This window comes from Deinococcus marmoris, assembly GCF_001949125.1.
Classification (GTDB): domain Bacteria; phylum Deinococcota; class Deinococci; order Deinococcales; family Deinococcaceae; genus Deinococcus; species Deinococcus marmoris_A.
Window position 1 is genome coordinate 1 of sequence record NZ_MSTI01000141.1, and the last position, 18,972, is coordinate 18,972.

General features: G+C 64.4%; 22 protein-coding genes and 1 pseudogene. 6 read left to right on the forward strand and 17 right to left on the reverse strand.

Annotated elements, in window-relative coordinates; translation table 11 throughout:
* Nucleotides 1-264, reverse strand: a pseudogene (locus BOO71_RS20095) (transposase); the annotation flags it as partial.
* Between the two features lie 111 nt (nt 265-375).
* Here BOO71_RS20095 and BOO71_RS20100 point away from each other — a divergent pair.
* On the forward strand, nt 376-975 hold the full coding sequence (locus tag BOO71_RS20100) for a hypothetical protein (protein ID WP_075835416.1): 600 nt from the start codon (nt 376-378) through the stop codon (nt 973-975).
* A 60-nt stretch (nt 976-1,035) separates the two neighbouring features.
* Here BOO71_RS20100 and BOO71_RS20105 read toward each other — a convergent pair whose 3' ends face one another.
* The 5 genes from BOO71_RS20105 to BOO71_RS20125 are packed head-to-tail and all read right to left on the reverse strand — an operon-like array spanning nt 1,036 to nt 3,143.
* On the reverse strand, nt 1,036-1,749 hold the full coding sequence (locus BOO71_RS20105) for a Crp/Fnr family transcriptional regulator (protein WP_075835418.1): 714 nt from the start codon (nt 1,747-1,749) through the stop codon (nt 1,036-1,038).
* A gap of 21 nt (nt 1,750-1,770) precedes the next feature.
* Nucleotides 1,771-2,061, reverse strand: a complete 291-nt coding sequence (locus tag BOO71_RS20110; RefSeq protein ID WP_075835420.1) for a cupin domain-containing protein — start codon at nt 2,059-2,061, stop codon at nt 1,771-1,773.
* Nucleotides 2,058-2,504 (reverse strand): group III truncated hemoglobin, encoded by a 447-nt coding sequence (locus BOO71_RS20115; RefSeq protein WP_075835422.1) that lies wholly within the window; start codon nt 2,502-2,504, stop codon nt 2,058-2,060. Before BOO71_RS20115 ends, BOO71_RS20110 begins: the two co-directional genes overlap by 4 nt.
* Nucleotides 2,501-2,902, reverse strand: a complete 402-nt coding sequence (locus BOO71_RS20120) for a DUF4149 domain-containing protein (protein WP_075835424.1) — start codon at nt 2,900-2,902, stop codon at nt 2,501-2,503. The genes BOO71_RS20115 and BOO71_RS20120 overlap by 4 nt, the downstream gene beginning before the upstream one ends.
* Before the next feature lie 4 nt (nt 2,903-2,906).
* Nucleotides 2,907-3,143, reverse strand: coding sequence for an indolepyruvate ferredoxin oxidoreductase subunit alpha (locus BOO71_RS20125; protein ID WP_075835483.1), 237 nt, complete (start codon nt 3,141-3,143; stop codon nt 2,907-2,909).
* A 115-nt stretch (nt 3,144-3,258) separates the two neighbouring features.
* On the opposite strand from BOO71_RS20125, the gene BOO71_RS20130 reads away from it, so the two are divergent.
* Complete coding sequence (locus tag BOO71_RS20130) at nt 3,259-3,951, forward strand: Bax inhibitor-1/YccA family protein (RefSeq protein ID WP_075835426.1); 693 nt, start codon at nt 3,259-3,261, stop codon at nt 3,949-3,951.
* A 68-nt stretch (nt 3,952-4,019) separates the two neighbouring features.
* Here the strand turns inward: BOO71_RS20130 and BOO71_RS20135 are convergent, their stop codons facing one another.
* From BOO71_RS20135 to BOO71_RS20155, 5 genes are all read right to left on the reverse strand, one after another.
* Nucleotides 4,020-4,706 (reverse strand): SCO family protein, encoded by a 687-nt coding sequence (locus BOO71_RS20135; protein ID WP_075835428.1) that lies wholly within the window; start codon nt 4,704-4,706, stop codon nt 4,020-4,022.
* A gap of 128 nt (nt 4,707-4,834) precedes the next feature.
* The gene (locus BOO71_RS20140) at nt 4,835-7,300 is read right to left on the reverse strand and encodes a cbb3-type cytochrome c oxidase subunit I (protein ID WP_075835430.1); all 2,466 of its coding nucleotides are present in this window, start codon (nt 7,298-7,300) and stop codon (nt 4,835-4,837) included.
* Nucleotides 7,297-8,607: a cytochrome c oxidase subunit II gene (gene coxB, locus BOO71_RS20145; protein ID WP_083653682.1), complete on the reverse strand. Its 1,311-nt coding sequence runs from the start codon at nt 8,605-8,607 to the stop codon at nt 7,297-7,299. Before coxB ends, BOO71_RS20140 begins: the two co-directional genes overlap by 4 nt.
* Before the next feature lie 320 nt (nt 8,608-8,927).
* Nucleotides 8,928-9,851, reverse strand: coding sequence for a heme o synthase (locus BOO71_RS20150; RefSeq protein WP_075835432.1), 924 nt, complete (start codon nt 9,849-9,851; stop codon nt 8,928-8,930).
* On the reverse strand, nt 9,848-10,828 hold the full coding sequence (locus BOO71_RS20155) for a COX15/CtaA family protein (RefSeq protein ID WP_075835434.1): 981 nt from the start codon (nt 10,826-10,828) through the stop codon (nt 9,848-9,850). The genes BOO71_RS20150 and BOO71_RS20155 overlap by 4 nt, the downstream gene beginning before the upstream one ends.
* A gap of 239 nt (nt 10,829-11,067) precedes the next feature.
* Here BOO71_RS20155 and BOO71_RS20160 point away from each other — a divergent pair, with 239 nt between their 5' ends.
* Nucleotides 11,068-11,547 carry a DUF420 domain-containing protein gene (locus BOO71_RS20160; RefSeq protein ID WP_075835436.1) on the forward strand — a complete coding sequence of 160 codons (480 nt, stop codon included), beginning with the start codon at nt 11,068-11,070 and terminating at the stop codon, nt 11,545-11,547.
* Nucleotides 11,548-11,640: 93 nt separating this feature from the next.
* Here the strand turns inward: BOO71_RS20160 and BOO71_RS20165 are convergent, their stop codons facing one another.
* Nucleotides 11,641-11,898: a hypothetical protein gene (locus tag BOO71_RS20165; RefSeq protein ID WP_029480593.1), complete on the reverse strand. Its 258-nt coding sequence runs from the start codon at nt 11,896-11,898 to the stop codon at nt 11,641-11,643.
* A gap of 157 nt (nt 11,899-12,055) precedes the next feature.
* On the opposite strand from BOO71_RS20165, the gene BOO71_RS20170 reads away from it, so the two are divergent.
* The gene (locus BOO71_RS20170; protein ID WP_254843231.1) at nt 12,056-13,378 is read left to right on the forward strand and encodes an MFS transporter; all 1,323 of its coding nucleotides are present in this window, start codon (nt 12,056-12,058) and stop codon (nt 13,376-13,378) included.
* A gap of 142 nt (nt 13,379-13,520) precedes the next feature.
* On the opposite strand, the gene BOO71_RS20175 is transcribed toward BOO71_RS20170, so the two are convergent.
* Nucleotides 13,521-13,979 (reverse strand): hotdog fold thioesterase, encoded by a 459-nt coding sequence (locus BOO71_RS20175; protein WP_075835438.1) that lies wholly within the window; start codon nt 13,977-13,979, stop codon nt 13,521-13,523.
* Nucleotides 13,976-14,572, reverse strand: a complete 597-nt coding sequence (locus BOO71_RS20180; protein ID WP_075835440.1) for a PaaI family thioesterase — start codon at nt 14,570-14,572, stop codon at nt 13,976-13,978. Before BOO71_RS20180 ends, BOO71_RS20175 begins: the two co-directional genes overlap by 4 nt.
* 126 nt (nt 14,573-14,698) lie before the next feature.
* Here BOO71_RS20180 and hemC point away from each other — a divergent pair, with 126 nt between their 5' ends.
* Both hemC and BOO71_RS20190 read left to right on the forward strand, forming a co-directional pair.
* Nucleotides 14,699-15,637 carry a hydroxymethylbilane synthase gene (hemC, locus tag BOO71_RS20185; RefSeq protein ID WP_075835442.1) on the forward strand — a complete coding sequence of 313 codons (939 nt, stop codon included), beginning with the start codon at nt 14,699-14,701 and terminating at the stop codon, nt 15,635-15,637.
* Between the two features lie 202 nt (nt 15,638-15,839).
* On the forward strand, nt 15,840-16,679 hold the full coding sequence (locus BOO71_RS20190) for a VOC family protein (RefSeq protein ID WP_075835444.1): 840 nt from the start codon (nt 15,840-15,842) through the stop codon (nt 16,677-16,679).
* Nucleotides 16,680-16,751: 72 nt separating this feature from the next.
* On the opposite strand, the gene lgt is transcribed toward BOO71_RS20190, so the two are convergent.
* The 3 genes from lgt to BOO71_RS20205 form a co-directional block, all read right to left on the reverse strand.
* Nucleotides 16,752-17,699, reverse strand: a complete 948-nt coding sequence (gene lgt, locus BOO71_RS20195) for a prolipoprotein diacylglyceryl transferase (protein WP_075835445.1) — start codon at nt 17,697-17,699, stop codon at nt 16,752-16,754.
* A gap of 162 nt (nt 17,700-17,861) precedes the next feature.
* Entirely contained in the window at nt 17,862-18,650 is a 789-nt protein-coding gene (gene tatC, locus BOO71_RS20200) for a twin-arginine translocase subunit TatC (RefSeq protein ID WP_075835447.1), read from the reverse strand.
* A gap of 14 nt (nt 18,651-18,664) precedes the next feature.
* Nucleotides 18,665-18,913, reverse strand: coding sequence for a twin-arginine translocase TatA/TatE family subunit (locus BOO71_RS20205; RefSeq protein WP_075835449.1), 249 nt, complete (start codon nt 18,911-18,913; stop codon nt 18,665-18,667).
* Between the last annotated feature and the right edge of the window lie 59 nt (nt 18,914-18,972).

The following is an 18,972-nucleotide window of genomic DNA, read 5'->3' on the forward strand; positions in this document are numbered from 1 at the left end:
GCGGTCCGGGAGGCAGGGAAAAAGCTGACGGTAGGTGAAGCGGACCTGTGCGAGCCATTTTTGCTGTGATGGCTGACCCAGGAGTTCGCCAACCAGCGCAATCGTCATGATCTCGGCGTAGGTGCCTTTTTGATGCGGCTCCCTGGGGAGTGTGAACAGGCCGCTGACCTCAGCGGCCTTCAAGTAATCATCAATGTAGACGTACACGAGTAAAAACAGGTCTTCGACGGTAGATTGAACCAGCGGAAGCTCGTTGGTAGGCATACCCGAGTTTCCGCTTTTCTCGGCTCAGTATCCCCTAGCACCCGAAGTTCTAAAGGATTGTTTCCCCCCTGTCCCTCCCTTTTTCTCCCTGTACGTGGTAAAAATGCAGGTATGGAAAGCGTCGTTGCCCTCTTTCGTGAGCCGGGTCAGGCCAAGGTTGTGCTGGAAGCCCTGAAATCCCGTGGTTTTGATCGCGATCACCTGGGCTTTGCCCTGAGTGACGCCGTGGCCGAGGAAGATCTGGCGCAGTCCACGGGGGTCAGCCCGGAGGAGGGCGCGCCCGCTGGATCGGCAGCCGTCATCCGGGGCGGGTTGATGGGGGTGCTGGCGAGTCTGACCCTGACTGTTCCCATCTGGCTACTGATCCTGGTCTTCCCCGTTACCCGCATCTATCAGGAAGGTGGGCTGCTGGGCATCATGTACGGCGCGATTGGCGGTCTGACGTTGGGCGGCCTGTTCGGCGCGCTGTCGGGCAGTGACAGCGGCGATTACGTGACGCTGCTGCGCCGCATGGGCGTGCCCCCGGTGCAGGCTGAGCGCTTCAACGCCGGCATCAGCGACGGCCACGTCATCGTGATCGCCCGCGACGCCAGCACGGCCCGCGCCGACGAGGCCCTGAGCCTGATGCGTCAGCACGGGGCCATCAAGCTGGACGACGCAGCGGGCAAGGGCCGTCTCCAGAGCGAACGGATCGGCCAGGGCGGCAACTGAGCGCAGCAGTCTAAAAACAGGAGTTGGGAAGAACGAAGAGGCGGGGCGGTGGGGGAGACCCTAGCGCCCTGCCTCCCTTGCTGCGTCCTCCGCTGTCACCGTGTGGCCCGCCAGCCGCGCCAGTTCTGCCACGTCACAGACCCGCACCGTGCGCCGTTCCAGCACGATCAGGCCCAGCCGGTAGAACTCGCCCAGCTTGCGGCTGATGATTTCCGGCACGGTGCCCAGCAGCGCGGCCAGTTCCGAATTGGTGGGCAGCGCGTGCGGGGTTTCGGCAGCGTGGTCCAGCAGGTAGGCAGCCAGCCGTTCGCCCAGCTCGCTGAAGACCAGACTGTCCAGCCGCCCCAGCAACTCGGCCTGCCGCCGCGCAAAATAGGCAATTACCGCCTGCGCCAGCGTCGGCGTATTGAATACGGCCTGCCGCACCGCCTCCACCGGCAGGGCCAGCACCTCGGTGGGACTCTGGAGGGCCTGGGCATGCGCCGGATAGACCGCCCGGCTCTGGAAGGCGGCAATTCCGGCGACCAACTGTCGCGGCCCCTCCACATGTAGGGTCAGCTCGCGCCGTCCGCCGCGCGCCAGCCGGTACACCCGCACGCTGCCACTGGCGACGACATACAGCGACTCCACGGTCTGTCCAGCCTGAAACAGGTGTCGCCCACGCATCAGCCCCAAGAAGTGGCCCCGTTCGGCCAGTGGCAACAGATCGGCCTCCTGCGCGCCCTGAAAGATGGGGACGTGACGCAGGAGGGCCAGGGCGCGTTCGGGAGTCACAGAGGTCTATGGTGCCACGCTTTAGCCGCCCAGCAACGTCACCAGCACCTGTCCCGGCTGAAGGGCCAGCAGACTGATCTGTTCGTTGCCGTCATGGACTGCCACCTCGCCTGCCTTCAGGGTCTGCGTGGCCTGCGCCCGGACCTCGATCTCGCCTGATAGGACGGCAAGAATGGCCTGTGCGCCGGGGTGACGGTGGGGCGGGATGCCCTGCCCGGTCTCCAGCGTGAACAGCAATGACCGTCCGTGCGGGGTGGCGGTCAGAACCTGCGGAGGTGCGGCGCGTTGAATGTCTGTGTGTTCGGTGGTCATGATGTTTCTCCCTGTAAAGAGGCTCCGGCCAGTGCGAAGCGTTGCAGCGATACCCGCATCCGCGACGCCATCACCAGCAGGGCCTGTGCTTCCGGCGGGTTGAGATGTTCGGCCAGCGCGGTTTCCCACAGCGCTAGCCAGCGGTCAAAGTGGGCCGCCTGTGCGCCCAGATTGCTGTGGGCTGGGCCGGGCTGTCCCCGGTAGGCGCTGGGGCCGCCCGTGACCGCCCGCCAGAAGCCTTCCAGCCGCGCGATATGCACTGGCCACCCGGCCCCCGGAAACGGCCCGACGCGTTGCCTGAACACCGGTCCCAGCAACTCGTCCTTCACGACTTCGGCGTAGAAGCCCCACAGCAGCGCCCGCAGACGCTCCTCCCCGATCCGCGAGAACAGCGTGTCGCCCTCGGCGGTCAGCAGCATTGGCCCAGATGAAGGGACGGTCATGCGGCCCCCACGGCGGCGACGCACAGCAGCACGCTGGCCCCCAGCGTCACGTTGGTGATCCAGCCGGGCACGGTTGCGCCCGCCACCGAGGCCCGCCGGACATGCAGCGCCACCGTTCCGCCGATCAGCGCCAGCAGCAGCAGTTCGGCCCACAAAACTGGGGCCGCGCCGCCCGTGAAGATCATGATCAGCGCCACCCCGCCCAGCACGGCAGTCAGTGGGCCATTGACCCGCGCGTAATGCCGCCCCACCAGTCGGCGGTGGCTGCGGCGCACCTCCGCATCCGGGAACAGTTCGGTGAACGCCGGGCTGACCACGAAGGTGGTGAACAGGTACATGCCTACCCACAGGCCCACCAGCAGAATGTTGATGCCGGACAGCACAGACAGCGTCGTCATGGCCTCAGACCCCGAAGAACTCGTAATTGCGGGCGATGAAGGACTCCTCTCCGGCGGGCACATCCTCCTCGGGGAAGATGGCGCTGACGGGGCAGGCGGGCACGCACGCGCCGCAGTCGATGCACTCGTCGGGGTGGATCAGGTACATCTCTCCGGCGTCGTAGATGCACTCCACCGGGCAGACCTCGGTGCAGGCCTGATCCTTGGTGCCGATACACGGACTGGTGATGATATGGGTCATGTCTGGAGTGTGGCAGACGGCGCTGGGCACAGCCATGACCTGGGTCAAGGGGCGTTCAAGATCGGTGCTGTGAAACCGGGAACTCTTCTTAGCCGCGTCTCGTATCATGGAACGTATGCAGACCTATCCCATGCCCCAATCGCAGGCCCGAACGGCAGAAATTGTCCGCACGTTCATGGCCCGCACGTATTCGTGGATGGCCGCCGGGCTGGCCCTGACTGCCGGAATCGCCTTTCTCACCGCCCAGAACGAAGCCTTCGCCTACCAGATCATGCAGATTCGAATGCCGCTGCTGCTGGTCCAACTGGGTCTGGTTTTCGGCCTGAGCATCTTCGCCAACCGCCTGAGCAGCACGGTGGCCGGAATGCTGTTCATCGCCTACGCCGCCCTGACCGGCCTGACCTTCAGCGCCCTGCTTTTCGCCTACAGCCCCACCGCCGTCATCAGTGCCTTTGCCACCACCGCCGGAACCTTCGGGGCCATGAGCGTAGTGGGTTACGTGATCAAGAAGGACCTGAGCGCGATGGGCCGCTTTTTCATGTTTGCCCTGATCGGCCTGATCATCGCCATGATCGTGAACATCTTCGTCGCCAGCAGCGCCCTGAGCTTCGGCATCAGCGTCATCGGCGTGCTGCTGTTCGCGGGCCTGACCGCCTATGATACGCAGATGTTGCGGAATATGGCCCTCAGCGGCATCGAGGGCGAGCAGGCCGAACGCGCCGCCATCAACGGAGCGCTACGCCTGTACCTGGACTTCATCAATATGTTCCTGTTCATCCTGCGCCTGTTCGGGGGCAGCCGCAGCTAAAGCTGAACCTCAAGCAAAGAACCGCCCCGGCCAGTGTCGGGGCGGTTCTTTCTGGCCTCAAGTTATTTTCAGCCGCCGCCATACATCCGAATTAATCCGGGCAAATCCTTCTGCAACTCGCCGCCGATCACTTCCGAATTGGTATACACGCGCACGAACTGACCCTGCGTGTTCACCACGCTGACCTGATCGCCGTGGATACGGGCGGCCTCGCTGGCCCCGGCTCCAGCGGCCTCAGCGTTGCTCGCACCCTGCCCGGAAGCCGGGGCGGTATGGGCGCTGTGGTCCATCACCATTGTCGGCTGCGGCTTGACGTTCGCCACGAACATGTCTCTGGCCGCCTCGTCGATGGTGTCGGCCTGGCCTGTCAACCCGGTGAAGGCGGGATCAAAGCGGTCCAGGTAGGCGCGGACCACTTTCGGGGTGTCAAAGGCGGGGTCCACGGTAATGAACTGAATCTGAAGGTCTTTCTGCTGCTCCGGCTTCAGCATTTCGTAGCTGTTCTTCAGGCTCGCCAGCGTCGCCGGGCACACGTCCGGGCAGCGCACGAAGCCGTAGAAGACCAGCCGCATTCGTCCGTCGCCGTGCGCCAGCGTCGTCGCTGTGCCCCGGTCATCCACCAGTTTCAGGGCGGGCAACGTCACCGGATTGTCCAGCGCCTCGCCGCCTGTCACGCTGGGGCTGGCCTGCCGTGCAAAGAGCAGTCCACCCAGAATCGCCGCAACCACCAGCAGAATGCCCGTCAACCATTTCATGCGTTCAGGCTAGGGCGTTTGCCGTGGGCGGGTGTCCCCATGACAAAAAGAGAGGCGGGAAAGCATCTCTGCCATTCCCGCCTCTCTTCTGTCTATAACGCTGTGCTGCTCAGCTTTCTCCAACCCGTCTACCAGGCGTAGAAGATCGCCACGATCAGCAGCCACACCACGTCCACCAGGTGCCAGTACATGCTGGCCGGAGTGATGGAACCGTGGTTGTACTTGTCCATCTTGCCGGTCATGGCCTGGTAGTAGGGCAGGGCCACGCCGATGCCGCCGATGATGATGTGCAGACCGTGCAGACCGACGATGATGAAGAAGCATGCCTGCCACAGGTTCTGCTTCCAGTCGCTTTCCGCGCCGAACAGCGAGAATTCGTAGATCTGGAACAGCATGAACGCCGCGCCCATCAGCAGGGTGATGAACAGGCCCAGGCGGAAGCGCGTGAGCTTGCCGTGGTGGTTGTCCTGCTCGGCGCGGTGCAGCACGAAGGAGGAGGACACTAGGATCAGGGTGTTCAGTGCGGCCAGCCAGACGTTGGGGCGCAGGGCAGGCGGCTCGGCGTGACCGCTGACACGCAGGTACACGTACCCGGCGATCAGCACGCCGAACAGCCCGATTTCGGAGATGATGAACCACGCCATGCCCATGAAGCCGTTGTCGTACTTGGTCAGGTGATGGTGGGCGACGGGCACGGCATACTCGCGCGTTCCGGCCCACTTGAACAGACCGTACAGGAACACCGGGAAGCTGACATACAGCACCAGACTGGCGAAGACGTGTCCGGCAGAGGCTTCAAAGAAGGGTTGCAGGCCACCGGTGGGCGTGTAGTTGGTAAACCAGCCGAAGCTCAGGCCGTAGCCCATCAGCAGGATACCCACGGCGGTAATAAAGGGCCAGATGCTGTCCTGCGGCAGGTGGATGGTCTTGGGATCCACCGGGGTCAGGGTGTCGCCGTTCTTCTCCCAGTCGTACAGCGGGCGCTCGGTGGGGAAGGTGGTGGGGAATTCGTGGGCAAAGTTGTACGCGGCGGGGGGGCTGGAGGAGGTCCACTCCAGCGTGTAGCCGCCCCAGGGGTTGTTGGACGCGGTGATGGGCTTTTTGAAGGTGATGTAGATGTTCCAGAACCACACTATTCCGCCTGCCAGCAGCGTCAGCGCGCCCAGCGTGGAGATGAAGTTCAGTTCGGTCCAGGCGAAGTTGCCTGCGGGGTAGGTGTAGTAGCGGCGGGGCATGCCCAGCAGACCCAGGATGTACTGGGGCAAGAAGGTCATCCACGAGCCGACCATGAACAGCCAGAAGTGCCACATGCCTAAGCGCTCGTCCATGAAGCGCCCGGTCATCTTGGGCCACCAGTAGTACAGGCCCGCCATCGCCAGGAACGCCGTGCCAAACATCATGACGTTGTGGAAGTGCGCCACCACGAAGTACGACATGGTCACCTGATAGTCAAAGGGAATCATGCCCAGCGCCACGCCGGTGATGCCGCCGATCAGGAAGTTGAAGATGAAGCCGATCAGCCAGTAGGTGGGGGTCTTCATGATGATGCGCCCGCCGTACAGCGTGCCGATCAGGTTGAAGATCTTGACCCCGGTGGGGATGGCGACGATCAGCGTGGCGATCATGAAGGCGATCTGCCACGATTCGGGCAGGCCCACGGCGAACATGTGGTGCGCCCACACCAGCAGACTGACCAGCACGATGCCCAGCAGCGAGTAGACCATTACGCGGTAGCCGAACAGCGGCTTACGCGCCATCGTCGAGGCGACTTCCGCGCCGATGCCCAGGTAGGGCAGCAGCATGACGTACACGGCGGGGTGAGAGTAGAACCAGAAGAACTGCTGGAACATCACCGGAACGCCGCCAATGCCGGGGTTGAACATGCTCAGGCCCAGCTTGAGTTCCAGGAACGTGACCAGCGCCGCCGCCGTCAGACCGCCCAGCGAGATGAGCTGGAGGATTGAGGTGGAGAAGATGGCCCACACAAAGATGGGCATCTTCCACAGGCTCATGCCGGGGGCGCGCATGTTGACAATCGTGGCCGCGAAGTTGGCACTACCCAGCAAGGAGGCGATGCCGTTGAGGGTCAGCGCCACCATCAGCACGGCCACGCCGGTCTGGTTGGCGTCCACGCTCAGCGGGTAATAGAAGGTCCAGCCGACGCCGGGTGCGCCGCCGTTGGCGAGGCCCGTGATGACCAGAATGAGGGAGAAGATGAACAGCCACACCGCAAACGTGTTGACGCGTGGCAGCGCCACGTCCCGCACGCCCAGTTGCAGCGGCAGGAACCAGTTGCCGAAGCCGAACAGGCCAATCGGGATCAGGAAGAAGAAGATCATCAGTGCGGCGTGCAGGGTCAGCACCTGGTTGTAGGTGTTGCCCACTAGGAAGGTGTTGTCCGGCACCGCCAGTTGAATGCGGATGGCGACGGCTAGAAAGCCCGCGATGGCGAAACCGATCAGGCTGGTGAGGATGTACAGCGTCCCGATCTTTTTATGATCGGTGGTCATCATGTAGTCCTTGAGGACTTCCCAGGCGCTGGGCCGGGCAGAGGGTGCGTGACTGGGAACCTGTTGTGGGGCCTGAATGGTCACTGGTTGCCTCCCGGTGTGGGACTAGAGGTCTTGGCGGTCTCGGCGGGAGCATTCTCAGCCGCGTCCGATGAACCGTAGACGGGCGTGTCGTTCCAGTAGTTGGCCTCTTCAGGCAGCTTCAGGCTGCGCAGGTAGGCGGCCACATCGTCGATCTCGGCGTCGGTCAGCACGCCGCCCTTGACCTTCTTGCCAGCGGCCAGATACTCGCTGCCGTCGTAGGTGGGCATCAGGCTGCCGGGCTTGACCAGGGGGCTGTGCTTGATCCAGGCGTGCAGCTCGGCTTTGGCGTCGGGGGCTTCCCAGTGTTCCGGGGTCATGGCTTCCCACTTGCCCGCGCCCAGCGTGCGGCGGGTGCCGAAGAAACTCAGGTCCGGGCCAGCCGCGCCGGCAGCGGTGGTGCCCTGCACGCGGTGGCAGGCGGCGCAGGCCAGCGCGCCGGTCTCAGACTTGCCTTTCATGAAGGTCTCGTAGCCGCGTGCCTCGGGGCTGTCTGCGGCAGGTTCGGGGGCGCGGTACGCCTTGGCGGCGGCCAGGAAGGTGTTGTAGCGCTCCTGATCCAGCGCGATGACCTTGTAACGCATGTTGGCGTGGCTGCCGCCGCACAGTTGCGAGCAGTTGCCCTGGTACACGCCCGCACGGTCCGTGTCCACGTTCCAGGTCTTGAGGGTGGCGGGCATGGCGGCGCGCTGCCCGCCCACGTTTGGTGCCCAGAAGCCGTGGATTACGTCGCCGCTGGTGATGGTCAGCGCCACGTCCTGCTTGGTGGGCATGATCATCTCGTTGCCGTTGGCAACCGTGCCGCCCGCGTCCGCCTTGGTCTCGGGGTACGAGAAGTTCCACCAGAACTGACGGCCCAGCACATCGATCTTGGTGGACGTATCGGCGACGGGGTTGAGGATCGCCATGCTGCGCACGGTCAGGATCGCCAGGAACATCACGATGATCACCGGCACCACCACCAGAATGATTTCCAGGCGGTTGTTGCCGTGGAACTGTGCCGGCTCTGCGGTGTTCTTGTCCTCGCGGAACTTGTTGACGGTAAAGAACAGCGCGTAGGACACGCCCACGAAAATAATGATCGACAGGGCGATGGCGAAGATGCTCATGAAGAGGACTTCGCGGTTGTAGCCCGAGGACAGATCGCCAATCGAGAGGAGCTGTTGTGAGCCGCACCCGCTGAGGAGCGTGACGCCCAGAACTGCCGCAAGAGCGGTCCCAAGCGTGCGCCGCAGCTTGTGATGTGAGAGCCGCCCATGTGGCGGGGGCGTCCCCTGAGACTGGCCGCTGTGACGGTGTATGGTATTCAACTTCCGCTCCTTATGCTGTGCCCTGAATCCTGTGTCTCTGAACCCTGTGTTCCGGCCCTGATGCTCCGGGTCCTGCCGCTGTGAGTCTTGTGGCCCATGTTCCCCTGTATGTGAATCCCTGGCAGTTTAACGCCTCACGCGGCAGATTGGGCCATTTCTGCCGCGCTCCCGTCCACTTGAAATGGGCGGGACTTACCGAACGGTCAAGCGTTGGCCCCATCTAAGCAGAAATCAGGGCGGGCAAGTGTCCTTTGCCGCGCCGCTGGGGCGAACTGCCGCGCCCGCTGTGTCCCGTCCTTTTCCCTCCCGCAATCCGGGCCTCAACCCAGATGCGCGAAGACGATCCGGTCCACCGCGCCCATCACGAACAGAATGGCCAGATACAGCATCGAGTACAGGTACAGCGGCACGGCCACCCTGCGCTCGATCTTGTTCCCTGCAAACACATGCTTGTACAGCCGCCACGAGAGAACCAGCAACCACACGCCCAGCGCCGCCGCGCTGAGGCCGTAGATCACGCCGACCTCATGTAAAAGGATCGGCATCAGCGACAGCACCACGGTGTAGATGGCGTACAGGCCGATCTGCGCCACGGTCAGTTTGTCGCCGTGGACCACCGGCAGCATGGGAATGCCCACCTCGCGGTACTCGTCTTTGATCATTAGCGCCAGTGCCCAGAAATGCACCGGGGTCCAGAAAAAGATGATGGCGAACAGGAACCACGCGAACAGGTTCAGGTCGCCCGTGACGGCGGCCCAGCCCACCAGCGGCGGAAAGCACCCGGCGGCCCCGCCCAGCACGATGTTGTGCCAGGTGTGGCGCTTGAGCAGCATGGTGTAGATGACCACGTAGGTCACGAAGCCCGCCAGACTCATCCACGCGGCCAGCGGCGAACCCCAGACCCACAGCATCACGAACGACAGCACCTGCAAGGTGGTCCCGAAAATGGCCGCGTCGCGCGAGCTGATCAGGCCGCTGGTGGTGGGGCGTTTGGCTGTGCGGGCCATCTTGAGGTCGATGTCACGGTCAAGGATCATGTTGAACACGCCCGCCGATCCGGCAGACATGAATCCGGCCACGCCCACCACGACCAGCAGCCATAACCCCGGCCACCCGCGCGCCGCCATGAACATGGCCGTGATGGTAGTCCACAGCAGCAAGGAGATCACCTTGGGCTTGGTCAGCGACAGGTAATCGCGCCAGGTGGCCCGCGCCACGCCTCCCCGCAATCCGGTGGTGGTCATGCGGCCACCCCAGACGGGGCCGAGCGCGAGGCCCGCAGCGCGGTCAGGGCGCGGTAACTCAGCATCACGGCGGCCAGCCATAGGGCGCAGGCCAGCAGCAGATGCACCAGTTGCATCCAGGCGGGGGCTTTCAGCGCCACGTTGGCGAATCCGGCCACCATCTGGAGTCCCAGCACGCTCCACATCAGCACGCTCCAACGGCCCACCTCCAGCGAGGGGCGTTCACGGCGCAGGAACAGGCCCAGCCACACCAGAAAGGCTGCCGTGAGGACCGCCAGCATGGGGTGGACGATCCGCAGGTTCTCGATCACGCCTGCGCTGGCCGCGAAGTCGCGCCGCACGGTGTCGAGTGGCGTGCCGTCGGCAGGGAGGAACAGCAGATCGCCCAGCGCCGTCACCGCCCCGGCCATGCCCAGCACCAGCACCAGCACCAGCCCCGTGAAGCTCCACAGCCCGGCCAGTCCCTGTCCACGCAAACGCAGGCGCGGCCCGCCGGAAGCCCACAGTGCAGTCAGCAGCAGTGCCCCCAGCAGCAGGAAGGTATTGGCCAGGTGAATGCCCTGCACGAAGCCGCGCGCTGGATCGGTACTCTGCGCGGTCAGGCCCAGCAGCACCTGCACGCCGCCCACCAGCCCTTCCAGAATGATCAGGCCCAGGCTCAGCACCGCGCCGAAGCGGGCGGGGTGGCCGGGACGCGTGACCGCGTAGGCCAGCGCCACCAGCGCAATCGCCAGCAGGCCGCTGGCCCCACTGGTCAGGCGGTGGCTGAATTCGATCACTGTGTGCAGCGTGGGGCTTTGCGGCACCACCACGCCGTTGCACAGCGGCCAGTGGTCCCCGCACCCGGCTCCGGCCCCGGTCAGGCGCACCACCGCGCCCCACAGGATCACCAGTACGTTGTAGGCCAGCGCCCCCCAGGCCAGCCGGGGCAACCAAACCCCCGGCAGCGTGCGCGGGGCAGTCAGCGTTCTGCTCAAGTCCTCACCTCTTCCCTTGTCGCCCAGTCGTTGTGCCGCACATGGCGGCCAGAAACCGGACGGCGAATGACAGAGCGCATTCTACCCGCGTGGCGGGGCGGCGGATTGTCCCCCGGTGGGGAATGGGCGCTGCAAAACCCGGACGGGCCAGCGGACAGCGTTGACGCGATCACACTTGATCTTCCCTGACTCCTCCGGGCCATCCTGCCCCCCGCCCCGGCCCTAGACTGCCCGGCGATATGGCAGCAATCATCAACGAGTGGGCGGTCATTATGATCGTTCTGAGCGGGATCGCCCTGTGTACGGGCGTGTACTTCATTCGCACGGGCCGGCGCGTGCTGCACATGCGCGCCATGCTCACGGCCAGTGCGCTGGCAACCGTGTTTCTGGTGCTGTACCTGACCCGCCTGGGCCTGGGCTACGAGAAGGTCTTTACCGGGCCGCCCGCATGGAAACCCGCGTATTTCGCGCTGCTGATCAGCCACATCATCCTGGCCGCCGCCAATGTGCCGCTGGCACTGGTGGCACTGTGGAATGCCTGGAACGGCCTGAAACGGGCCGGGAATCTGGACAACATCGAGGCTCCCGCCGCCCTGCCGTTCTTTAACCGCCACCGCGCCTGGGTGCGCTGGACGGTGCCGGTGTGGCTGTACGTGGCCGTGACTGGCTGGATCATCTATCTGGTGCTGGGAAGATGGGGCGAGGTGGTCACGAGCTGACCCGTGCTTATAAAAAATCATAGAAAAGCGCCGCGCCATTCCGTGTAGATCGGAGATGGCGCGGCACTTTCTATGACTTCTGTCGCTGATGGCTCAGGCTTTGGGTGGGAAGGCCAGATGGCCCTCGAAGTGCCAGCCGCTGAACTTGTAGGGCTTTTTCTCGATCAACGTGCCGCGCATGATGCCGTGCTGGGTATTGACCTGCACGTCGCAGCGGCCCTCGCCCTGGCACTTCTTCTGTAACGCCTCAATATCGCTCTCCAGCGTCCCGGCGGGCAGCGTTTTGCCCTCGGCGTAGATCGCCAGTTTCTTGTTCGGCTGCACCACATATTTCCCTTCGAGAATCAGCATCCCTCAAGAATACGGGATAACGGCGAAAAAGAATGTTCTCAGGCGTGCCGCATTCCAGGATGGTCCAGTGCTATCTGGTTCTGGTGCAGGGATTCAGACCTGATACTGATGAAGTGACAGCTCAGGCGGCACGGGTAGACGCGCCTACACTGCGCGGGTGAGCCTCACGCCCGAACCGCAGACCACCGCCAGTCAGGACGTGCTGCGCCTGCCCGAGTTCCGCGCCATGCTGCTGGCCGCCGTGACCAGCACCCTGGCCAGCCGCGCCGTGGCCCTGACGGTGGCTTATCAGCTTTATCAGATCACCAAAAATCCGCTGACGCTGGGCATCCTGGGGCTGGTGGAGGCGGTTCCGGCCCTGAGTCTGGCCCTGTTCGGCGGCGTGGTGGCGGACCGCAATGACCGCCGCCGCATCCTGCTGATGACCATCAGCGTGGAGGTGGTCTGTGCGCTGCTGTTTGCGCTGTACGCGCCGCACGCCACCGTGGGAGGCATCATCCCGATCCTGGCGCTGATCTTCACGCTCGGCATCGCGCGCGGCTTTTCCGATCCGGCGCTGCCCGCCTTTCAGGCGCAGGTGGTGCCGCGTGAGCTGCTGCTGCGGGCCTCGGCGTGGCGCTCCAGCGCGGGGCAGGCGGCGGCCATCACGGGTCCGGCGCTGGGCGGGGTGCTGTACGCGTCGGTGGGCGCGGGGGCGGCCTACGGTGTGGCCTGTGCCCTGCTGCTGGTGTCGCTGGCCTGCGTGGCCTACGTGAAGCCCAAGCCGAAGCCGCGTTTCATTCCCGGCGAGCCGATCTGGCAGAGCATCAAGGAGGGGCTGGCCTTCGTGGTGCAGCGGCAGGTGCTGGTGGGCAGCATGGCGCTGGACCTCTTCAGCGTGCTGTTCGGCGGTGCGGTGGCCCTGCTGCCGATCTTCGCCTCCGACATCCTGAAGGTGGGGCCAGTGGGATTAAGTGTGCTGGTGGCCGCCCCGAGCGTGGGGGCGCTGGGCGTGATGCTGTACGCCACGCGCCGTCCCCCTGGCAAGGGCGCGGGCCGCACGCTGCTGGTGGCCGTGACGGGTTTTGGCGTGAGCATCATGGTCTTCGGGTTGTCGCACAACTTCTATCTCAGCGTGGCCGCGCTGGTCGCCACCGGCCTGTTCGACGGCATCAGCATGGTGATCCGCAGCGCCACCCTGCAACTCAAAGCGCCAGACCATATGCGCGGGCGCGTGAATTCGGTCAGCGGCATGTTCATCGGCGCGAGCAACGAGCTGGGGGCCTTCGAGAGCGGCGTGGCGGCCAGTCTGCTGGGCACGGCCCGCAGCGTGTGGCTGGGCGGCATCGTCACCCTGATCGTGGTGGGCGTCACGGCGTATCTGGCCCCCGAACTGCGCGCCATGAACCTGGAGGACATTGAGGATGACCTGCCCGCACATCTCGCGGAGACCAGTTCCGCCGTCCTCAAACCATCCTCGGACGCCGCGCCGCGCCTGTAGGCAAAGTCATATGGACTCCGATTAGAAGGTGTGAACACACCTGAAAATCCGAGCGGAGCGAGAAGGAGAAAAACGGGTTTCGGGCGTGGAGTGGAGGGATCGGCGCTGTCCCGATTCCTCCACGAAACAGACGGAATCCGTGTCAGCCTGCCTTCCCGCCCTCCGGCATAGGAATGATCGCCAACGTGCAGCGCGAAATGCAGACCATCTTGCCCCGCTCGTCGGTGATTTCGATGTTCCAGACCTCGGTGGTGCGGCCCTGAAAGATGGGCGTTCCTGTGGCCGTGACCGTCCCGGACACCGCGCTCCGCAGGTGGTTGGCGTTGATCTCTAGGCCCACGGCCATCATCCCGCGTTCCCGCACGCTCAGGTACGCGCCGGTACTCGCCACCGACTCAGCCAGAACCACACTCGCGCCGCCGTGCAGGATGCCGAAAGGCTGATGCACGCGCTGTTCCACCGGCATCTGCGCCACCACTTTCGAGCCGCTGGCCTCCGTAAACGTGATGCCCAGATGTTCCACCAGCCCGCGCTGACCGCCGAGCTGTTCGAGGATGAAATCGGAGGGGGCCTGTTGAGATGTGACCTGTGGATCGGTCATGGTTGTTTCTCCTGGGAAAGCTCTGAATGAGGGGTTCGGGTGGGCCGCATCACCAGACAGGTGGTGGTGGCGGTGGCGTACACCTTGCCTGCGTCGTCCACGATCTGCGCGCTGGCGGTGGCTACCTGCCGCGACACGCTGATTACCTCGGCCACCGCGCGGACCTCGCCCATGCCCAGGCGCAGTGGGCGCAGGTATTTCACCGCCAGATCCAGGGTGGTGTAGCCCACCCCGGCGGGCAACATGGTGTGGATGGCGCAGCCCAGCGCCGAATCCAGCAGCGTGGCGTAGACGCCGCCGTGGACGCTGCCAATCGGGTTGTAGTGGAATTCCTCCGGGCGCATGCGAAAGGTCACCTTGCCCTCCTGCACGTCTTCCTCATGGCCAATGCTGAAGCCCAGCGTCTGGCCAATGGGCGGCGGCGGATACTCGCCCCGCACCATGCCGCGCAGGTACTCCAGCCCGCTCAGGCCAGGAACGGCCCCCGCGCCGATCAGAGGGTCCTGCCAGGTGTAGGTGCGGGCGCGCGGCGGTGGGCCGGGATTCGTTGGCCTGTCTTCAGCCTGGGGCGCGTCGGTTGTGGTGCTGGACATGACGGGCATCATAGCCAGTCACAGTCAGGGTAAGTCTGTGTTCGGGAGCATGTTGGCCCCAGCCTCATGCATGAAGGACAAAGCGCATAGGCGCTGGCCGTCCCCAGCCCTTATACTGCCCAAGTTATGCGGACGGTGACGGTAGGAACGCGCGGCAGCACGCTGGCGCTGGCACAGACCAACTGGGTGGTGGCCCGGCTCAAAGAAGAATGGCCTGAAACGGATTTCCGTATTCAGACCATCAGCACCAAGGGGGACCGCAACCGCGCCAGCCTGATCTCGATGGCGCAGCAGGGCGACAAGGGCTTCTGGATCAAGGAGATCGAGGACGCCCTGCTCGCCAAGCGGATCGACATCGCGGTGCATTCTCTCAAGGACCTGCCCACCAGCCAGCCCGAGGAACTGGAAGTGGCCTCCATTCCCAAGCGGGTGGACGCCCGTGACGTGCTGATCGGCAAGGAGGGCATGAAACGGCTGGCCGATCTGCCGCAGGGCGCACGCGTCGGCACCAGCAGCGTGCGGCGCAAGGCGTTCCTGCAAGCCTTTCGACCGGACCTTCAGATTATCGGGCTGCGCGGCAACATCGACACCCGGCTGGCCGCGCTGGCAGGAGATGAGTACGACGCCATCATCCTGGCCGCTGCCGGACTGATCCGCACTGAGATGCGCCACCGCATCGACGAATTCATCGAGCAGGACGTCATGCTGCCCGCCCCCGGTCAGGGCGCACTGGCCCTGGAAACCCGCGCCGACGACGACCTGACGGTGGAAGTCGCCTACGCCATTCACGATCACACCACCGATGACCGCATTACCGCCGAGCGCGAGTTCCTGGCCGGGCTGGGTGCGGGGTGCATGGCTCCGGTAGGCGCGCACGCCACGGTCAAGGGCGGCATCCTGACCCTGGAAGGCTGGGTGGCCGCGCTGGACGGTTCGCAGGTTCTGCGGGCCACCACCAGCGGTGACGTGGCCGAATGCGCCGAGCTGGGGGCGGAACTGGCCGCAGATACGCTGGGGCAGGGCGCGCAGGCGCTGGTGGACGCGGCGCACGCGCAGATTGCGTAGGGATTCTCTAGTTACTGCTGGGCTGCGGCCCGTGCGCTGCGCGCCCGACGGCCTTTGGTTGCCACTCCGGTTTGGCGTTCCAGCGTTGCTCTGGCGGTTTGAATGTGTTGAAGGTGATCCGGGTGGTGTTGGACCGGAAGCCCTAAAGAACCGTTCAACTCTTGGAAACTCAAAATGAGCTTCCACGCGCTCAAATGCGGGCGTGAATTCATCTCCCATTCTCGATCTGGCGGGCCTGACGCTGGAGGTCAACCATCTGGCGCGTGGCGTGCGCTTCTATTCTCAGGTGCTGGGTCTGGACCTCGTGCGCCACGACGAGGCAGCGGGCGTGGCCGAGTTTGCGGTCAACCCGCACCAGACGTTGACGCTGTGGCAGCCAGTCACACGGCAGGCCAACGATGCACGGCTGGCCCCTTTGAGGCCGCGCGGAGCTTCCCATATTCATTACGCGTGGCAGATCGAGCTGGATGATCTGGAGCCGAGCAAGGCGCTGCTGGACGCGCACGGGTTGGAGTGGCAGGAGATCAACCTGGGGACGGAGGACCGCCCCGACTGGACACTGTACTTCTTCGATCCCTTCGGGCACGGCCTGGAACTGCGCGCCGTGGACCGGGCCGACGCGCGCCAGCCGCACTTTCCACCCATGCCAATTCAGCGCCCCGCCCACGCCCTACCCGTCATGGGCCTGCGCGAGGTGGCCCTCGCCTTCAGCGATTACGCCGCCATGAAGGAGCGCCTGCCCCGCGCCTATGGATTCGCCCTCGCCAAGGAGCAGGAGGACCGCGACTTCGCCCAGTTCACGCTGGGGCCGCAGCCGGAGCCAGACGGCAACGGTACGCCCCGGCGCTGGCTGTACGCCTGGGACCCCCAGGTGGGTCTGGCCGACATGCTGGGCGGTGATCACGCGCTGGTGCGCTTCTACGCCGATGTGGACGCGGTGGCGGAAGCGGTAAAGGCTGCTGGGTTGCCGTCTGTGCAGGACGAACAGGGGCTGGCCGTGCGTGACCCGGAAGGGCATGTCTTCGAGTTCGTCGCGCCCTGAAGATACCCGCCCTGAAGGCCAAAGGAGAGGGCGGCCCATATATGCGGGGCCGCCCTCTCACGGTGGATTGAACTAGCGCGGCTGCGGCTGCCCGCCAGCGGGCGAATCCACCTTGACCTCTGCTGGGAATGGGGAGTCTGGCTGCTTGCGGAGGCGGATCAGCATGACGATGCACACGATGATCAGCGGAATGCTGATGACCTGCGTGTCGGTGAACAGGCCGATGCCCGCCTTGTCCAGACCCTGGCTGAGGTAAGAGTTGAAGGTCAGCGGGTTGAGGCGGAAGGTTTCTTCCCATCCGGCGCGCAGGACGGAGTACCACAGCCAGAATTGCCAGAAGGTCCAGCCCGGCTTGTGCGAGCGTAGCCAGTAATAGGAGGCGACGGCCAGGATGATGCCGATGATCACGCCGTAGAGCTGCGTGAAATGCACCGGAGCGGTCATGACCATCTGACCGCCGATGTCCTGGCAGTACTTGGACAGGTCCATGTTGGGGTTGGGATTGGGCTGGCACATGCCGTTGTGGAAGGCCCGCGCGCTGTCGGGCCAGCGGTAACCGACGGCCCAGTTCGTCACGCGGCCCACCGTGTCGGTGCCGTTCATGATGTTGCCCAGCCGCCCGCCGATAATGCCAAAGGCCACCCCCGGCACGCACAGGTCCGCGTACTGGTAGAAATTGAGCTTGTAGCGCCGGGTGTAGTAGATCAGCACCAGAATGCCGCCGATCAGGCCGCCGTGTATCGAGATGCCGCCCGCCCGCAGGTTGATGATGTCCAGAATCACGCGCGGGAAGGGGATGTCTGCAAACTGGCCCCAGGAGGTCAGCACGAAGACCAGCCGCGCGCCGACCAGCCCCCAGATGATCATCCACAGGATCATGTCGCTGAAGAGGTTGACGTTCAGCCCGCGTTGCCGGGCCATGCGTGTGCCGAGCCACGCGCCTATCACAATGCCCAGCGTGATCAGCACGCCGTACCAGGCAATCGTGAAGGTACCGATTTGAAGGAATACTGGATTCATAAGTCGGCGCTAGTTTAAGCCTTTTACCAGGTGAGAAATGCCCAGGTGCGGCAGGGTACCCCCAGCAAGGCGGGCAGGTCCTTGGCTGTGGGGCATGAAAAAGCCCTCTCCGGGGGGAGAGGGTGCATTGAGGGGGCTTTGCGGGCGCAGTTCCGGCTCCAGTTATAGTCCCAGCGCGGGCGACTCGTCCTCTTCGGGGGGCGGCAGGCGGAAGGCCCGCGAGAGCAGCACGCTCAGCTCGTACAGCACGTACAGCGGCACGGCCACCAGCATCATGTTGGTGGGGTCCGGCGTGGGCGTGATGACGGCGGCGGCGATCATGATGCCCACCAGCGCGAAGCGCCAGCCCTTGCGCAGCATCCCGTGGTTCACGATGCCGATGCGCGTCAGGATGATCGACAGGATCGGCATCTCGAAGGCCAGCCCGAAGGCGACCAGAAAGGTGGTGACGGTGCCGATGTACGTTCCCAGACCCAGGATGGGCGTCACAGCTCCGGCCAGAAAGCCCACCAGAAACGGCACCATCGTGGGCAGCACCAGCTTGTACCCGAAGGCCGCGCCGCCCAGAAACGACAGCCCCGCCCCGACGATGAACGGAACGGCCCAGCGCCGCTCACTGGGATACAGCCCCGGCGCGATAAAACCCCAGACCTGTCCCAGAATGAAGGGCAGCGCCAGCCCCAGCCCGGCCCACAGGGACAGGTTCAGGCTCAGCAGCAGCGGCTCGGTCAGGGTATAGGTAACGACCTGCACCTTGCCGTCCACATACAGTTGCGAGTACTGGAGCGGTCCCTTGATCCAGTCGATCAGTTGCACTCGGTAGATAAACGCTATGGACGCGCCGATGACCAGAAAGATGACGCTGAAGACTAAGCGCTTACGCAGTTCATCCAGGTGATCGAACAGTGGGGCGCTCTTTAAATCTGTGCTGGGAACGGTTTTGGGGGACATGACGTGACCTGCCCTTAGCGGCGGTTGCCCGCGCTCTCGCGTTCACGTTCGGTGGGCATCGGCGCGCCCGTCACGGGATCGATCTGGCGCGAGGACACGTCGGTGATGGGCGTGACCACGGTGGTCTCGGTGTCGGTCTTGCCCGTCTCGCGCTTGAATTCCTTGATGCCCTGGCCCAGGCCCTTACCCAGTTGCGGCAGCTTGCTGGCCCCGAAGACCAGCGCGATCACGACGACAATCAGAATGATTTCAAGAGGACCCATAAATGTTGCTCCTTTGCGTGCCGGGCCGTGGCCGGGCGTGCTTTTGCTGTTGAAGGGGA

Coding starts and splice junctions, on each gene's coding strand:
- BOO71_RS20110 (WP_075835420.1), bottom strand. CDS start 2,061: ATGACCACCGAACACACAGACATTCAACGCGCCGCACCTCCGCAGGTT.
- BOO71_RS20205 (WP_075835449.1), bottom strand. CDS start 18,913: ATGGGTCCTCTTGAAATCATTCTGATTGTCGTCGTGATCGCGCTGGTC.
- BOO71_RS20130 (WP_075835426.1), top strand. CDS start 3,259: ATGCAGACCTATCCCATGCCCCAATCGCAGGCCCGAACGGCAGAAATT.
- BOO71_RS20150 (WP_075835432.1), bottom strand. CDS start 9,851: ATGACCACCACCGGATTGCGGGGAGGCGTGGCGCGGGCCACCTGGCGC.
- BOO71_RS20125 (WP_075835483.1), bottom strand. CDS start 3,143: ATGACCCATATCATCACCAGTCCGTGTATCGGCACCAAGGATCAGGCC.
- lgt (WP_075835445.1), bottom strand. CDS start 17,699: ATGAATCCAGTATTCCTTCAAATCGGTACCTTCACGATTGCCTGGTAC.
- BOO71_RS20180 (WP_075835440.1), bottom strand. CDS start 14,572: ATGTCCAGCACCACAACCGACGCGCCCCAGGCTGAAGACAGGCCAACG.
- tatC (WP_075835447.1), bottom strand. CDS start 18,650: ATGTCCCCCAAAACCGTTCCCAGCACAGATTTAAAGAGCGCCCCACTG.
- BOO71_RS20115 (WP_075835422.1), bottom strand. CDS start 2,504: ATGACCGTCCCTTCATCTGGGCCAATGCTGCTGACCGCCGAGGGCGAC.
- BOO71_RS20160 (WP_075835436.1), top strand. CDS start 11,068: ATGGCAGCAATCATCAACGAGTGGGCGGTCATTATGATCGTTCTGAGC.
- BOO71_RS20100 (WP_075835416.1), top strand. CDS start 376: ATGGAAAGCGTCGTTGCCCTCTTTCGTGAGCCGGGTCAGGCCAAGGTT.
- BOO71_RS20120 (WP_075835424.1), bottom strand. CDS start 2,902: ATGACGACGCTGTCTGTGCTGTCCGGCATCAACATTCTGCTGGTGGGC.
- BOO71_RS20165 (WP_029480593.1), bottom strand. CDS start 11,898: ATGCTGATTCTCGAAGGGAAATATGTGGTGCAGCCGAACAAGAAACTG.
- hemC (WP_075835442.1), top strand. CDS start 14,699: ATGCGGACGGTGACGGTAGGAACGCGCGGCAGCACGCTGGCGCTGGCA.
- BOO71_RS20175 (WP_075835438.1), bottom strand. CDS start 13,979: ATGACCGATCCACAGGTCACATCTCAACAGGCCCCCTCCGATTTCATC.
- BOO71_RS20135 (WP_075835428.1), bottom strand. CDS start 4,706: ATGAAATGGTTGACGGGCATTCTGCTGGTGGTTGCGGCGATTCTGGGT.